Here is a 15,162-nt window from a genome sequence, read left to right on the forward strand (position 1 = left end):
CCCCGGCGACCCCGGAGACGGCCCACACCCCGGCCAGCGGCACGAACGTCAGCAACGCCACCGCGCCGAGGCCCGCCCCGGCGGTGATGCCAAGGATGCCGGGCTCGGCCAGCGGGTTGCGGCAGACCGCCTGCACGGTGGTGCCGGCGACCGCGAGGGCCGCGCCGGCCAGCACCGCGGCCGCGACGCGCGGCCACCGCTGGTCCAGCACGAAGGTGTACGCCGGCCCGGTGCGCCCCTGGATCCAGTTGGCGATGTCGCCGACCAGCACCCAGGTGTCCCCGGCGAGCATGCCGACGACGACCGCGGCGACGCCGACGGCGACGCAGCAGGCGACCACCACCCGGTGGAAGGCCGCCGACCGGACCACGGCGTGCCCGCCCGGCGGGCGACGGGTGGGCCCGGCGTCGCGGTGCCGGCGGGCCAGCCAGATCAGGATCGCCGCACCGAACAGGGTGGTGACCACGCCGGTGGGAATGTCCACGCCGGCCTGACCACCCAGCACGGCCCGCAGCAGCACGTCGGAGCCGAGCACGATGATCACGCCGGCGATGCCGGAGAGCGGCAGCAGGACACGGTGCCGGTGCACCCCCGGCACCACCGGGGCGAGCAGCCGGACGATCACCGGCGCGCAGAGGCCGACGAAGCCGACCGGCCCGGTGAGGGTCACCGCGGCGGCGGAGAGCAGCACGGCGAGGACGGTGACCAGCAGCCGGGTCCGCCGCACGTCGAGCCCGAGCACGGTGGCGGTGTCGTCGCCCAGGGCGAGGATGTCGAGGCGGTGGCCCAGGGCCAGCAGCGCGGCGACGGCCAGGCAGATCACCGGGGCGAGTTGGGTCAGTGCCCGCAGGTCGCTCTGCACGAGCGACCCGTTGCCCCAGGCGAACAGGCCGATGGTGGCCTGCTCGAACAGCAACAGCAACAGGGTGGTCAGCGAGTTCAGCGCCAGCGCGGTCGCCGAACCGGCCAGGATGAGCCGGGTCGTGCCGGACTGGCCGCCCGCCGACAGCGCCATCACCAGGCCGGCGGCGGCGAGCCCACCGCACAGGGCGAGACCGCCGGCGGGCAGGACGGGCAACGTGACACCGAACGCGGCGGCGGCGACGATGGCCAGGTGCGCGCCGGCGTTGACGGCGAGGGTGTCCGGGGAGGCGAGGGGGTTACGGGCGATCGACTGCAACGCGGCACCGGCGAAGCCCAGCGCCACACCGATGGCGAGCCCGGCGAGCAGGCGCGGCACCCGGGAGGCGACCAGCACCCGGGCCGCCTCGTCGTCCGCGCCGACCAGCAGCCGCAGCAGGTCAAGCGCGCCGACCGACGAGGTGCCCTGGGTGAGGTGCACCGCCGCGACCACGAGCAGGACGGCGGTGGCCACCGCGAAGGCTCCGACGACCCGGGGAGCCGAGCGGCCCCCGGCCGGGGCCGGCCAGGTGGCCGGCTCCGGGCGCGGGAGTGCGGTCAACCGGCTCACACCGTGTAGACCTTGACGAGCTCGTCGATGTACTGCTTGCCGGAGAGCGGCCCGCCGAAGGTCCAGATGCCGTCCGGCATCCGGTGCAGGTTGCCCTGCTGGACGAAGGGCAGGGACTTCCAGATCGCATTGCCGGCGAGGCCGTCGGCGAAGACGTCGGTGCCGTCCGAGGCGTTGTAGAAGAAGTGCAGGTCCTTGCCCTTCAGCGCGGTCAGCCCTTCGACGTCGGTCTGGCCCAGGCCCCACACCTCGTCGGTCTTGCCGGTCCAGGCATTCTTCAGGCCGAGCTGGATGCCGATCTGGGAGACCAGCGCGCCCTGACCGAACATGCGCACGGAGATGGTGCTGCCCTCCTTCCAGCCGTCGGCGATGGCGAACTCCTTGCCGGCCGCGCCGGCGTCGGCGACCTTCTTCCTGCCGTCGGCGAGCGCGGCGTCGAAGTCGGCGAGCAGCTGGTCCCCCTCGGCGGTCCGGCCGACCGCGGTGGCGATCATCTTCAGGTCCGACCGCATCCGGCCGAGGTTGTCCGAGGCGTCGCTGCCCTTGGTGACCAGCACCGGGACGTACTTCTCCAGCTGGCTGACGAGCGCGCCGCCGCGGTCGTCCTCCATGACCACCAGGTCGGGCTGGAGCGCGACGATCGAGTCGACGCTGGGCTCGGCCCGGGTGCCGACGTCCTTGACCGTCGGGTCCAGCTTGGCGGCGCTCACCCAGGTCGCGTACCCCTTGGGATCGGCGACGCCGACCGGCATGACGCCGAGACCGACGAGCATCTCGACCTCGCCCCACTCCAGGCCGACGACCTTGGTGGCGGGCGCCTTCAGGCTGACCGCCTTGCCGCGGCTGTCGGTGACGGTGACCGGCCCACCGGCCGCGGAGCTGCTGGGCGCCGCGGAGGAGGTGTTCTCGGTGGTGCCGCAGGCGCCGAGCGCCAGCACGGCCGCGGTCGCGACGGCGACCAGGGCGGTGACACGGGTACGGATCATGGTGGTCTTTCTCGTGAAGGGGAAATGTCGGTTCAGGCGGGGACGCGGACGCTGTGCCGGCCGACCGGGCGGGTGGAGAGCAGCCCGGTCAACGGGTCGGTGGTGACCTCGGTGCGGATGCCGTACGTCTCGGTCAGCGCCGGCTCGGTGAGCACCTCGGCGGGGGTGCCGGTGGCGCGGACCCGGCCGCCGTGCAGCAGCACGACCTGGTCGGCCACGGCGGCGGCCTGGTTGAGGTCGTGCAGCACCACGCCGACCGCGACCCCGTGCTGGTCGGCGAGGTCACGCACCAGGTCGAGGATCTCCACCTGGTAGCGCAGGTCGAGGAAGGTGGTCGGCTCGTCGAGCAGCAGCACCGGGGTGTCCTGGGCCAGACAGGTGGCCAGCCACACCCGCTGCAACTCGCCGCCGGAGAGTTCGTCGACGGGCCGGGCCGCCATCGCGGCGACGCCGGTGACCTCCATGGCGCGGGCGACCGCCGCCGGCCCTTGCGGGTCCTCGGCCCGCCAGCGCCCGCGGTACGGGTGCCGGCCGTAGCCGACCACGTCGCGGACGGTGACCCCGCTGGGCACCGGGCGGCTCTGGGCGAGCAGGGTGACCCGGCGGGCGAACTCCCGGGCCGGCAGGCCGGCCGCGGTCGTGCCGTCGCCGAAGGTCACGGCACCGCTGCCGATCGGGTGCAGCCGGGCCAGGGCACGCAGCAGGGTCGACTTGCCGCTGCCGTTCGGGCCCACCAGCGCGGTGACCGAACTCGGCCGCAGGGCGATGGTGGCGCCATGCACCACAACCGCCCCGTGGTACCCCAGGCGCAGGTCCACGCCACGGAGGCTCTCGTCCCGCCGGACCTGCTCTCGCTCAGCTGACACGCGCTTAGGTTAGCCTAACCTTCGCTGCGAGTGTCAAGGCGGACGAGGTGGAGCGGACGACTCGTACGCGTTCCGCCCCGACACACACCGCCGCCCTCGTCGTCCCGACGGCGCGGTGGCGGTCTGCGCGTCTGCGCGCCAGGCGTTAGCCAGCTGCGGTGATGCCGTGCTCGGATGGTCTCCGCCGCTCGCGGCGGCCCGCCGATCCCGTCGATCAGACCGCCACCATACAGTTGTCGGAGCTGCTGCTCGCCCCTCTGGCGCTGACGACTCCGGCTGAGCCGTCGCCGTAGAACCGACAGAACAGACCGGCCGGGCGGCCGCCGAACAGGAGCGGCCCGAGGACCGGGGCAACCTCGACGTCGTGGGGCTCGTCCGCACCGTCGGCGATCAGCGCGACCCGGCACGTCTGCGGCGCCACGAAGTCCTGGACCACGCTGGTGCCGTCGGCGGCGGCCGCGTCGAGGGCGGACTCCCACGTCGCCTGGTCGACCTCCCGGCCGATGACCACCTGCTTGCCGCTCTCACCCAGGCCCGCCTTGAGTACCAGGAGGTCCCGGTTCTTGACGACGAACGGGAGCAGCTCGACCTCCGCACCGGCGCGAGTGGTCTTCCGGTCCGAGAGGATTCGCGTCCACGGCAGGTACCTGTCGACCAACCGGCGGTCGGCCGCGCTCATCCACGGTCGCCCCTCCGACAGCAGACCCATGGTGAGCTTGCTGTGCAGGAAGGTGGACGTCTGCGTGCCGACCAGCAGACAACCGTTGTCCAGTGCATCCTGTACCGGCGTGGTGTCGAGGCCGACGTCGAGCCAGTCCGGGATGGTGAAGTTGCGCAGTCCGACGGGATAGCGCAGGCGGGCCGGGCAGTCCCACGCCTCGGGCAGTTCCTCCGGCTCGAAGAACCGCGCGGTCAGGCCGTGGCTGTTGAAGTAGTCGGCCTCGATCTGGAAGTATCGGCTGTCCACACCCTCGACCCGGGCGCTCCCGACGATGGCCACTCGCGGCGCCAGCGCCAGCTCGGCGCTGAGTGATCTGAACATCTCGGCGCGTACGGCGAAGGGGCTCGGCGAGCTGAACGGGATCCTGCCCTCGTCGTCGGCGTGGAGCTGGCGCCACACCTCGAGGCGGCAGTGGGTCTCCACCGCGCCGCCGAGCGCGCCGCTGACGTTGAACTCCAGGAACTGTGGCCCGTCCGGCCCGATGACGACGTCCGGCCGGACAACACGGTCCGCGTACCGTTCCTCGACGAACGGGTCCCGAACGAACAGCTGGTTCTCGCTGTGCGGCATGCGGTAGGCCGCCAGCCTGCCGGCCGTCGTGGGCGCGGTGTCGAGGGCGGTGCGGCGCACCAGATCGAGCAGCGCGACGCTCACCCGGAAGACCTCGGCGTAGGACGCGCGCGGAATCGCCATCGGCGCCGCGGGAAGGAGTCTCTGGTACGGCCAGCCGGTGTCCCGGAGTTCGTGGCGCAGCATCTGGCGGATCGTGTCCACCGGTGCGGCCGGCGTCAGGCGGTGACTGCCGAACCACGGGTGCCCGGACGAACCCGTGGTGCCGACATCCTCAAGCGTGGCCATCTGGCGCTCCCCCGAAGCTGAGTGCAGGGCCGAGCAGCCCAGCTCGTCGTCGCGGACCGATCCATCCAAGACAGTAAGATCGATAGATTAGCATCAGGCCGGGGCCGGCGTGCCGACGCGCAACACGGAGGGTTTGTCCATGACACTGCGTCACGTCCAGGGCAACGAGTATCGCGAAGAGCACGGCGGGGACTACGAGGACTTCGAGCCCGGCATGGTGATCCGGCACTGGCCGGGCCGGACCATCTCCGAGACCGACAACACCTGGCTGACCCTGCTCACCATGAATCAGCATCCGCTGCACTTCGACGAGCACTACGGCAGCGGCAGTGAGTACGGACGGACGCTGGTCAACAGCGGGATCACGCTGTGCCTGGTCGGCGGGATGACCGTGCAGGCACTGTCCGCGCGGGCGGTGGCGAACCTCGGCTGGGACAGGGTCCGCCTACGGGAGCCGGTGTTCGTCGGAGACACCCTGTACGCGACCAGCAGGATCCTCCACAAGCGCCTGAGCCGGTCCCGGCCCGGACAGGGAATCATCACGGTGGAGACCACGGGCACGAAGTCCACCGGGGAGACGGTCATCGTCTTCGAACGGTCCTTCATGGTCCGCTGCCGCGAGGGCTCCTGACCTACCTGACGTCCGCAGCCGCGTCACGGAGGGCGACCGCCGCCGCGGTGTCCTCGATGGCCATTCCGACGGTACGCAGGACCGAGGTGCGACCGCTGGCGCGGACCTCACCGGTCACCAGTGCGCCCAACTCGTACAGGTCGTCCACGCCGACCGTTCCGGCGGCCAGGGCGGCCCGCACCTCACCTGCGCCCTCCTGCGCCGCGGTCCGGTCCTCAACGATGACCATGGCGCCCCCCAGGAGGGCGGGTTCGATCTCGATGGCGTCCGGGTGGGTGCCGCCGATCACGTTGAGATGCGCCCCGGGCGCCACCCAGTCCGCTTCCACCACCGGAGTGCTCGTGCTGGTCGAGGTCGCCGTACAGATGATCGCCGCGTCGGCGACGGCAGCCTTCGCCGTGTCGCAGACCGTCGCGTGGATCGGGTGGGACGACGTGTCGCGGACCCACTCGGCGAGTTCCTCCGCCCTGGCCCGGGTACGCGAGAACACCCGGACGGCGCGGATCCGGCGCACGGCCGCCACCGCGCGTACCAGGGAGCGCGCCTGCACCCCCGCACCGATGACCGCGAGGTCCTCGGCGTCGTCGGCGGCGCACCACCGGGTGGCCAGGGCGGCGACCGCGCCGGTGCGGACGGCGGTCAGCTCGGCACCGTCCAGAAGGGCCGTGATCTGCCCCGTGGCCAGGTCCGTGAGGGCGACGATCCCGTGGATCAGCGGCAGTCCGCGCCCCGGGTTGTCGGGGGTGAGCGTGGTGATCTTCACGCTGCCCACGCCGCGCTGCTCCCAGATCGCGGGGCTGACCAGCAGCAGCCGCTGGCGACCGTGCTCGAGGACGGTTCGCGCCGGGGAGCGGGTCCGGCCGGCGGCCAGGTCCGCGAACATCTCCCCCAGTACGTCGATGACCCGCGTCATCCGGTGCGTACCAGCCATGTCCGCGGCGTCGACCAGCACCGGTCCGGTCATGTGGTACCGCCGTCGGCGCCGAACCGGGCGGCCCAGGCGTCCTCGCGCGCGACCGCGGCGCGGGCCATCCGGGCGAACGGCGGGCCGACCATGTTCCCGTCCAGGACGGCGATCCCGCCGTTAGCCGCCCGTACGGCCTCGGCCACCCGGCGAGCCAATCGCAGGTCGTCAGGGTTCGGCCGCAGGGCCTGGTTGATCACGTCGAGCTCGCCTGGGTGCACCGTCGCCTTGCCGTGGAAGCCGAGTGCCCGCACCCGGGCGGTCTCCTCGGCGAGGACCGCCGGCTCGGCGAGCCGGAAGTTGGCGGTGTCGATGCAGGCGGTGCCGTGCCGGGCGCAGGCCAGTGCCATCGCCTGTCGGGCGGCGAGCATGGCCTCCCAGGTGATCTCGACCCCGAGCGTGGCGGCCAGGTCGGCCGAGCCGAGGACCAGCCCGTCGGCCGACCGCGCGATCGCGTCGATGTCCGTGACCGCCTCGACGGTCTCGACCGTCACATAGATCTCCGGACGCGCGCCCGCCGAGGCCAGGATCCGCCGCAGCAGAGCCACCTCTGCCGCCGAGGTCACCATCGTCATCATGACGATGCCGGGCCGCACCGGGCACTCGGTGAGCATCACCAGGTCCTGCACCGCCGCGACGCTGCCGAGCTCGTTCATGCGCACGGCGATGTTCGCCGGCCGCGGCGCCTTCTCCAGGGCGGCCCGGCACACGGTGCGCGCCGCCGGCTTCTCGGCCGGCGGTACGGAGTCCTCCAGGTCGATCAGATGGACGTCCGCGTCGTAGGACCACCCCTTCACGACCCGGTCCAGCGACAGCGCCGGGGTGTACAGGATGCTGCGCGGGATCGCCCGTGGCGCGCCGGTCATCGGGCCACCGGCTCGGGCAGTGCGGCGGCCGGGCGCGCCCCCGCCTCGACGAGCACGGAACACAGCCGGGTGATCTGCTCCGCTGTCTGGCCCGCGCGCAGCATCACGCGCAGCCCGGCGGTGCCGCGGGCGACGATCGGGAAGAACACCGGCGAGACGTAGAACCCGGCCGCGAAGACCCGTTGGGCCGCGCCGATGACCGTCTCGTCAGTCATCGGCACCACCCGGATCGGGTACGTGCTGCCCGCCTGCTCGGTCGCGAGCAGCGAGTCGAAGTGCGCGATGTTGGACCGCAGCCGCCCCTGGAGCTGGGGGAGCTCCTCGGTGCGGTGGATCTCGGCCGAGGCGAGCGCGGCACCCACCGCGGCGGCGTTCATCTTCTGCGAGTAGCCCAGCGGGCCCGCGAAGCGTTCGATGAGCCGCCGCGTCTCCTTGGGAAAGCCGTTGAGCAGGATCGCCGTGCCACCGGCACCGAACCCCTTGCTCAGGGTCGCGACGGTGATGGTTCGCTCGTCCAGCACCGGGCAGTGCGAACGGACGTAGCCGATGCCGCGCTCGCCGTAGGCGGACAGCGAGTGCGAGTCGTCGTAGAAGACCAGGAGGTTGTACTTCTCCTGCAACTCAGCCAGCTCCTTGACCGGCGCGTAGCCGCCGAGGCTGTCCGAGCCGTCCACCACGTAGCAGACGCGTTCGTAGGTGCGGCACATGTCCTCGAGGTAGTCGAGGTCGTGGTGGCGGCAGGTGACGACCTCCGTCTCGTCGGCGCAGCTCGGCTTGGCGTTGGCCATCGACACGTGGGCGTTCTTGTCGAAGACCATCAGCGGCCGGGTGCCGTTGCCGAGGTGCCCCGACGCGATCAGCGGCAGCAGGCCGGTGCTGGCCGCCGCCGTGGAGATCGCGCTGACCACCATCGCGTCGAACAGCTCGCCCAGCGACTCCTCCAGTTCCAGCAGCACCGGTGTCTGGACCCGGGTGCGCGGGATGCAGTGGTCCAGCACGCCGAAGCGGCGCAGCGCGGCGACCGCACCGTCGATGACCTTGGGGTGGGTGTCCAGGTCCAGGTAGGAGCAGACCGTGAAGTTCACGAACTCGTGCCCGTCGGCCATGCGGAACACGCCGTCGGAGAGATCGCCGACGATGCCGGCGACCCCGTGCTCCTCCGACATGTTCCAGAAGGTGTTCCCGATGCCGATGAGCTTGTCGTTGTTGCGGTACCGGTGGGTGGGGGTGATGGTCTTGCGCTCGCTCATCAGGCGTTCACCTCGGTGGGCTTGTAGCTGTAGACACCCTTGACCCTCCGGTAGGCGTACGTGTAAAGCGCCACGCCGAGCACGTGCGGCCTGCGGAGGATCTTCTTCGACTTCAGCCAGAAGTTGACGTTGATGTTCATCTCGTCCAGCGACTCGGCCTGGTGCCACCAGCCGAGCGGCAGGTAGAGCATGTGGCCCGGTTCGAGGACGAAGTCCCGGCGCTGGGCGAGCTTGGGCGCCAGCCTCGGGTACCGCGCCAGGTCGACGTTGTCGAGATCGAACACCTGGGACTTGTCCCCGAACCCGCGCAGCACCGACCTGGGGTAGTACTCACGGGAGCCGGGCGGGGCGATGATGAACCGCTTGCGGCCCTCCAGCGCGATGTTGAAGTTCTCGAACTCGTCGAAGTGGTTCTTGGTGAACACGCCGCAGTGGCTGATCCACAGGTTCGCCGCGTACAACGTGTTGTTGTAGCCGAAGAACTTCTCCGCGTCGAAGCCGATGACGGCGTTCACGTCGGCCGGGCTGTTGCGGATGTTCGACACCACCCGGTGCCAGGTGTCCGGGCTGGTCAGGTGGCGCTCGTCCGCGAAGAACTCGCGAAGCTTGATGTCTCGGGTCTCCCAGCGCCCGGGGTGGTTCTTGTCGCCCGGCTCGGTGAACAGGGTGACGGTCATGTCGGCCAGGCGGGCTGCCACGCCCTCCCTGCCGAGCCCCTGCACGCTGCGCGGCAGCGCGATCACCACGGGCACGTCTGCCTTGAACAGGCCGCCGGGGCCGACGGCCATGAACTCGTCGAAGGACATGCGGGCAACCGGCACGCCCGCGGATCCGTCCGGCTCAGTCACTGCGTCCGAAACTGCCATCTCGTCTGTCCTCACTAACTGAAGGGCGGGTCACGCGCCCGGTCACCCGATGGCCGGGCGTGCGCTCAGCTCCGCCACCACGTCCACGATCAGGTCCTCCTGCCCGGCGATGGCCTGCCGCCGACCGAGTTCGAAGAAGACATCGCGCGGGTCGACGCCGGCGGGTGCGGAGAGTTCGACGACCCGGTGTTTGAATCCGGAGAACACCCCCGCCAGGCCACTTACGATGCTCATCGACGCGGTCACCGGTGGGGTGGGCATGAGTTCGCGCTCGGCGAGGTCAGCGGCGTCGAGGAGCGCGTACAGGTCGATGCCGGTCGCGAACCCGCTGCGTTCCAGCACCGGCACCAGCACCTCGAGCTGGGTGTTGCCCGCCCCGGCGCCGAAGCCGCGGGCGCAGCCGTCGATGATCAGGGCCCCGGCGTCGGCCGCGGCCACCGAGTTGGCGACGGCCATGCCGAGGTTGTTGTGCCCATGGAAGATCACCGGGGTGGTGCCGACCGCCGTGACGATCGCGGTGATCCGTGCGGTGACGTCCGGGGGCAGGAAGTGACCGGCGGAGTCCATGATTCCCACCGCCTGCGCCCCGTACCCGACGGCCCGCGCGGCATGCTCGGCCAGCTCCTCGGGGGACGCCATGTGGCTCATCATCAGCACGCAGTGCGCCTCGGCGCCGGCGTCGCGCAGGACGCCCAGGTGGCGCTCGGCCAGCGACGTCTCGGTGGCGTGCACCCCGATGCGGATGACGTCGGCGCCGTGGGCGATGGCTCGCCGGAGGTCGGCGGAAGTGCCCCAGCCAGGCAGCATGAAGACGCCCATCCGGCTGCGCCGGAGCGCCTCCCGGACCGTCGACAGCATCTCGTCGTCGCCCACCGCGGCCTGCCCGACCTGGAGCGAGGAGGCGCCGAGGCCGTTGCCGTGGCCGACCTCCACCACCGGAATCCCCGCCGCGTCCGCTGCTTGCGCGTAGCGGCGCAGGGCAGCCGTTCCGAGTTGGTGGCGGACCGCGTGCTGGCCATCCCGCAGCGTCGGGTCGTGGATCACGACCTTCTTCATCCGGCCACCTCCGCCCGCCTGGACCGGTCCAGCCGGGCCGCGTGCTGCTCGGCGGCCAGGACGGCGGCGGAATTGATGATGTCGAGATTCCCGGCGTACGGCGGCAGGACATCACTGTGGGCCAGCACCTGCAGAGCGACCGTCACCCGGTCGTCGAGGACCGTGCAGGCGGTGACCGCGTACCCGGGGGCGAAGGAGCGCACCCGCTCGGCCGCCTCGTCGACCGCCGCGCGCAGCGCGGCGATGTCACCGCCGGGGATCCGGGCATGGACGGCTGTCCGGAAGGTCGCCGGCGGCACCGCCGGACTGATGTTGAGGATCGCCTTGACGTCGGACACCCCGGAGAACGTCGTGATGGCCTGTTCGGTGGTCGCCACGTACTCGTCGAGGTTCAGCCTGGTCGCGCGGCCCGCGATGTCGCTGGCCACCGTCGAGACGACCTCGACGTACGCCACGGGGAAGCGCGTCGCGAGCGCGTGCACGACGGGGATGGACGCCTGACCGCCGCAACTGATCAGGTTGATGTTGCGGCCGGTCGCCACCTCCACCCCGGTCACGGTCGGCACCATCATCCGCCCGACACCGCTGGGCGTCAGGTCGACCGCCAGCGTGCCCAGCGGCTCCAGCAGCCGCCAGTGGTGGCGGTGGGACGCCGCGCTGGTGGCGTCGAACACGACGTCGAACGGGCGCTCAGCCGCCAGGACGGCCTCGATCCCGGCTGTGCTGGCGGGGTAGCCGAACCGCTCGGCGTGCCGCAGGCCGGGCGAGCCCGGGTTGCGCCCGGCCACCAGCCGGCAGTCCAACGCGGGTGATCGATCGATCTTGCTGATCAGGTCCTGGCCGATCGCCCCGGTGCCGATGACGGCGACGGTGACGGGCTGGGCGAGGTCCAGCCCGGCGGTCGCGCCCGCGGTGGGACTCATGGCGCGCCTCGGCGGGACCGGAACCGGCAGATCTGCGGACGCCGAGCGAGGGATGTGTGGGTGCGGGACGGGTGGCGCCGGGCATCCGGATCGCGGGTTCTCATGTGCGTTGTCCTCACCGTTCGATCTGCGCGCAGCGACGTCGGCAGCGACCGTGGCGAGCAGGCATGCCGGCACCAGCGGCGCCTGGATGCATCCCGGATCGCCGCCGCCGGGGCTGTCCATCCGTGTCGGACCGGGGTGGCGGCCCGGACGGGCCAGCCCGCCCCACTCCGGTGCGGCTGCCCTCAGACCGTCGCTGTCGGTGGTTCAGGAGAAAGCAAAACGCCCGGCGGCCGACGGCTCGCGGTGCGACCGGAAACCATTCGACAAGGTCTGTTCGGCCGCACGGTGCTGCACCGTCGAGCAGCAATCGGACATGTGGTTGATCTCAGAAGTCTCGACGCAGTAATCGAAAGCGCCCCCGTCGACATTCATTTCCGACAATGCAGACGTTGTCACTCCTGCCAGCCACAACGGCCCGCCGGCATTGACGGTACCAGATATTGACGGTGCTCGGAGGTGCAAGTTGCGTCGCTCTCGCGACAGTCCACACCCGGGTGCCGTCGCACCAGGGGCCGCTCCGGCTCACCTCGGCGTGCGGGGCCGTTCGGACCGCAGCACCGGGTCCGCCCGGCCGCTGAACCATTCCCCGACGGCGCCGGTGGCGGTCAGCCGGGGCCATTCCCCGCACGGCGGGGACGCCGGACAGCATCGCGCCGCCGTCCAGTGGGGTTGCCGGTTCGCGTCATGCCACCGCCGGTCGGACACCGGATGCCGGCGCCCGACCGGCGTCAGCGGATCACGCCGACCGGATGGGGGCGGCGCTCCGGTGGCGGCCCGCCTCAGCGCGTGCCGGCCGGTCGGCCTGACGTGCGCTCACGCACCCGCACCGGACTGCACCCGGTCGATCCACGCCTCGACGTCGTCGACGGTGCGCGGCATGGCCGACGACAGGTTCTCGTGACCGTCCTCCGTGACGAGGACGTTGTCCTCGATACGGACGCCGATGCCGCGGAACTCCTCCGGCGCCAACAGGTCGTCCGCCTTGAAGTAGAGACCGGGTTCGACGGTGAGTATCATGCCGGGCCTCAGCTCGCCGTCCATGTACTCCTGACGCAGCAGCAGCTGGCAGTCGTGCACGTCCATGCCGAGGTGGTGGGACGTGCCGTGGACCATCCACCGCCGATGCCAGGCGCCATGTTCGGGGTCCAGCGTCTGTTCGAGCGTCACCCCGTCCGGCAGCAGCCCCCAGTCGTGCAGCCGCTGCGCGATGACCCGGTTCGCGGCGGCGTGGATGTCACTGAACTTGTTGCCCGGCTTCACCGCTGCCATGCCGGCTTCCTGCGCCTCCAGGACCGCTTCGTAGATCTTCCGTTGCACCTCGGTGAAGCGGCCGGTCACCGGAAGGGTACGGGTGATGTCGGCGGTGTACAGGGAATCGACCTCCACCCCCGCGTCGACCAGGATGAGGTCCCCCTCGCGGACCTGGCCGGTGTTCCGCGTCCAGTGGATGGTGTTGGCGTGGTCCCCGGACGCGCAGATCGATTCGTACCCGACCCCGTTGCCCTCGTGCCGCGCGTACAGGCCGAAGAGACCCTCGACCCACCGCTCACCGCGGCCCTTGCGGACCGCCTCGGGCAGCCCGGGGATGATCGCCTCGAAACCCTGGTGGGTGGCGGCGATCGCCCTGCGCATCTCGCCGATCTCCCATTCGTCCTTGACGATCCGCATTCCCGACAGGTAGCGGGCCAGCTCCTCGTCTGCCTCGTGCTGCTGCGCCACCGACGCGGACACCTCCGCCTGGGCCCGGGTCTGGTCGACGAGGTGGGCCACCTGTCCGTCGGCCGGGCGGACGACGCGCACCTGGGTGGCGCCGGCATCCTTTGCCAGGACATCGGGGAACGAGTCGATGTGACGGGCGCTGATGCCCAGCTGGGACTCGACGTCCTGGACCGTGGGGCGTGGCCCGACCCAGAACTCGCCGAACCGGGCGTCGGCGAAGAACTCCTCGCTGTCGCGCGGGGCGAGCGGCCGGAAGAACAGGACCGCCTCGTGGCCGCCCCCGGGCTTCGGATCCATCACCAGGACGCTGTCCGGCTCGCTGTGGGCGCCCAGACCGGACAGGTAGGCGAAGGCCGTGTGTGGCCGGAACGGATAGTCCGTGTCGTTGCTGCGCACCTTGAGGCCGCCGGCAGGGATGACGAGACGCTCGCCCGGGAACCGCCGTGACAGGACCGCCCGGCGACGGGCCGCGTAATCCGCGACCTCTGCGCGTGGGACAGGTGCCGCACTCCGGCTGGCCCATCCGGAGGCGATGAAAGCGCGGAATTCGCCGCTCGTCGGGGTGCTGCGGTGGCTGGCCTTCACCTGCTTGTCGCTCGTCATGGTCGATATCCTGCCACGCGATCCGAGGTTTCCCCGACCCCCGTACGCGTGGCCGCCCGCATCAACCGCGGCGACCTCGGCGCCTCTGGACCGAGATGGTGATCCCCACCCCACGCCGGCCTGGACGCCGACGGCACCCCGTGCAGCCGGGTGGGCGTGACCGGGGCTCGCACGGGGTCAGCGCAGCATGTCCGCTCCTCCGGCGACCGTCATGCCTCGGCGTACCGCCTCGGACGCCCGCACCACGGTCACGGCCGTGCCGGTGCGTTGGGCCTCCAGGGCGGCGGCGGTGACGGCCGCGGCGGCGCCGGCGTCGACGTCGACCAGGCCGGAGAAGTCGAGCTGCACCTCCCGGGGGCGGGTGCGCTGCACGCGGGTGAGGGCGTCGCGGAAGGTGTCGATGTCGCCGCGGCGCATGGTCCCGCGCATGAGCAGCACCACGATGCCCGCTGACAGGGTGGTTGTCGTGATCGACAGGGACGCCACAGTTCTCTCCACGTTCGGTTCCATGCTCATGATGCGGGTTCGGGGTGGCGTCAGGGGCGGGGTTGCCGCGAGTCGGTGAGCTGCCGGGGGTCGCCCACCTCCGCGGTGGTGGCGGTGGCCAGCCCGGCGGACAGGTGGGTGAGCGCGTCGTGACGGCTGTCGTAGATCGAGAAGACGCCATCGAGGCGCATGGTGTGCAGGACGGTACGGATGAATCGTGACGGGGCGGCCAGGCACAGGATGACGCCGCGGTCGCGGGCGTCGCGGTGGGCACGTACCAGCAGGCCCAGACCGGTGGAGTCGATCAGGTGCGCCCGGGTGAGGTCGACCACGACGTGTCCGCCCATCTCCGCCGCGTGGCGCAGGGCGGTGCGCAGCGTCTCGCTGGTGTCGAGGTCGATGTCGCCGGCGGTGGTGACGACGGTGGCCCCGCCGAGGTGGTCGATGCCGAGGATGCCGCCGGGCTCGTCGCCGTCGCCGCGCGCCGGGCCGCCAGCCGACGGGGGCAGCAGGCTGCAGTGGGGGCAGCGGTGCGGGCCGGTGGCGAACGGGGACCCGCTCCAGCCGTGCTCGGCCACCAGCGTCCAGACCACCTCGGCGTCGGGCAGCACGCACGCCGTGCTGGTGATGGTGTCGCCGCAGGTATCGCAGATCAGGGTCATGAGGTTGTCGTCCGGAACGACAGTCATCCTTTTGTCCTCTCCTCCGCCACCCTTCCGCTGTCCGGGTCCGGCCGGCTTCACAGCCTGCCGGCGGGGATTGGCGGTCACCGCGCAGACATATGACAGTTG

At 71.4% G+C, this 15,162-nt stretch carries 13 protein-coding genes and 1 pseudogene; 1 reads left to right on the plus strand and 13 read right to left on the minus strand.

What is annotated here, in order from left to right; translation table 11 throughout:
* The 4 genes from C1I99_RS04785 to C1I99_RS04800 all read right to left on the minus strand — a co-directional run.
* A partial coding sequence (locus tag C1I99_RS04785; RefSeq protein WP_111132955.1) for an iron chelate uptake ABC transporter family permease subunit occupies positions 1-1,462 on the minus strand: 1,462 nt, incomplete at its 3' end.
* A 5-nt stretch (positions 1,463-1,467) separates the two neighbouring features.
* A complete protein-coding gene (locus tag C1I99_RS04790) occupies positions 1,468-2,457 on the minus strand; it encodes an ABC transporter substrate-binding protein (protein WP_111132920.1) in 990 nt (329 codons plus the stop codon).
* Positions 2,458-2,489: 32 nt separating this feature from the next.
* The gene (locus C1I99_RS04795; protein WP_199561955.1) at positions 2,490-3,323 is read right to left on the minus strand and encodes an ABC transporter ATP-binding protein; all 834 of its coding nucleotides are present in this window, start codon (positions 3,321-3,323) and stop codon (positions 2,490-2,492) included.
* 214 nt (positions 3,324-3,537) lie between these two features.
* The gene (locus C1I99_RS04800; protein WP_111132922.1) at positions 3,538-4,902 is read right to left on the minus strand and encodes a hypothetical protein; all 1,365 of its coding nucleotides are present in this window, start codon (positions 4,900-4,902) and stop codon (positions 3,538-3,540) included.
* A gap of 139 nt (positions 4,903-5,041) precedes the next feature.
* Here C1I99_RS04800 and C1I99_RS04805 point away from each other — a divergent pair, with 139 nt between their 5' ends.
* Positions 5,042-5,533 (plus strand): MaoC family dehydratase, encoded by a 492-nt coding sequence (locus C1I99_RS04805; protein ID WP_111132923.1) that lies wholly within the window; start codon positions 5,042-5,044, stop codon positions 5,531-5,533.
* Between the two features lies 1 nt (position 5,534).
* Here C1I99_RS04805 and C1I99_RS04810 read toward each other — a convergent pair whose 3' ends face one another.
* The 9 genes and pseudogenes from C1I99_RS04810 to C1I99_RS04850 form a co-directional block, all read right to left on the minus strand.
* The gene (locus C1I99_RS04810) at positions 5,535-6,497 is read right to left on the minus strand and encodes an ornithine cyclodeaminase family protein (protein WP_111132924.1); all 963 of its coding nucleotides are present in this window, start codon (positions 6,495-6,497) and stop codon (positions 5,535-5,537) included.
* Positions 6,494-7,363 carry an HpcH/HpaI aldolase/citrate lyase family protein gene (locus C1I99_RS04815; RefSeq protein ID WP_111132925.1) on the minus strand — a complete coding sequence of 290 codons (870 nt, stop codon included), beginning with the start codon at positions 7,361-7,363 and terminating at the stop codon, positions 6,494-6,496. The genes C1I99_RS04810 and C1I99_RS04815 overlap by 4 nt, the downstream gene beginning before the upstream one ends.
* Positions 7,360-8,613, minus strand: a complete 1,254-nt coding sequence (locus C1I99_RS04820; protein WP_111132926.1) for an 8-amino-7-oxononanoate synthase family protein — start codon at positions 8,611-8,613, stop codon at positions 7,360-7,362. The genes C1I99_RS04815 and C1I99_RS04820 overlap by 4 nt, the downstream gene beginning before the upstream one ends.
* Positions 8,613-9,419, minus strand: a complete 807-nt coding sequence (locus C1I99_RS04825) for a cupin-like domain-containing protein (protein ID WP_111132927.1) — start codon at positions 9,417-9,419, stop codon at positions 8,613-8,615. Before C1I99_RS04825 ends, C1I99_RS04820 begins: the two co-directional genes overlap by 1 nt.
* Positions 9,420-9,521: 102 nt before the next feature.
* On the minus strand, positions 9,522-10,535 hold the full coding sequence (gene dmpG, locus C1I99_RS04830) for a 4-hydroxy-2-oxovalerate aldolase (RefSeq protein ID WP_111132928.1): 1,014 nt from the start codon (positions 10,533-10,535) through the stop codon (positions 9,522-9,524).
* Complete coding sequence (locus C1I99_RS04835) at positions 10,532-11,458, minus strand: acetaldehyde dehydrogenase (acetylating) (RefSeq protein WP_111132929.1); 927 nt, start codon at positions 11,456-11,458, stop codon at positions 10,532-10,534. The genes dmpG and C1I99_RS04835 overlap by 4 nt, the downstream gene beginning before the upstream one ends.
* 918 nt (positions 11,459-12,376) lie before the next feature.
* The gene (locus tag C1I99_RS04840) at positions 12,377-13,885 is read right to left on the minus strand and encodes an aminopeptidase P family protein (RefSeq protein ID WP_111132930.1); all 1,509 of its coding nucleotides are present in this window, start codon (positions 13,883-13,885) and stop codon (positions 12,377-12,379) included.
* Positions 13,886-14,062: 177 nt separating this feature from the next.
* Positions 14,063-14,383: an STAS domain-containing protein gene (locus tag C1I99_RS04845; RefSeq protein WP_158553970.1), complete on the minus strand. Its 321-nt coding sequence runs from the start codon at positions 14,381-14,383 to the stop codon at positions 14,063-14,065.
* A 131-nt stretch (positions 14,384-14,514) separates the two neighbouring features.
* A pseudogene (locus tag C1I99_RS04850) lies at positions 14,515-15,060 on the minus strand (STAS domain-containing protein); the annotation flags it as partial.
* Between the last annotated feature and the right edge of the window lie 102 nt (positions 15,061-15,162).

This window comes from Micromonospora deserti (assembly GCF_003236335.1).
GTDB lineage: Bacteria > Actinomycetota > Actinomycetes > Mycobacteriales > Micromonosporaceae > Micromonospora > Micromonospora deserti.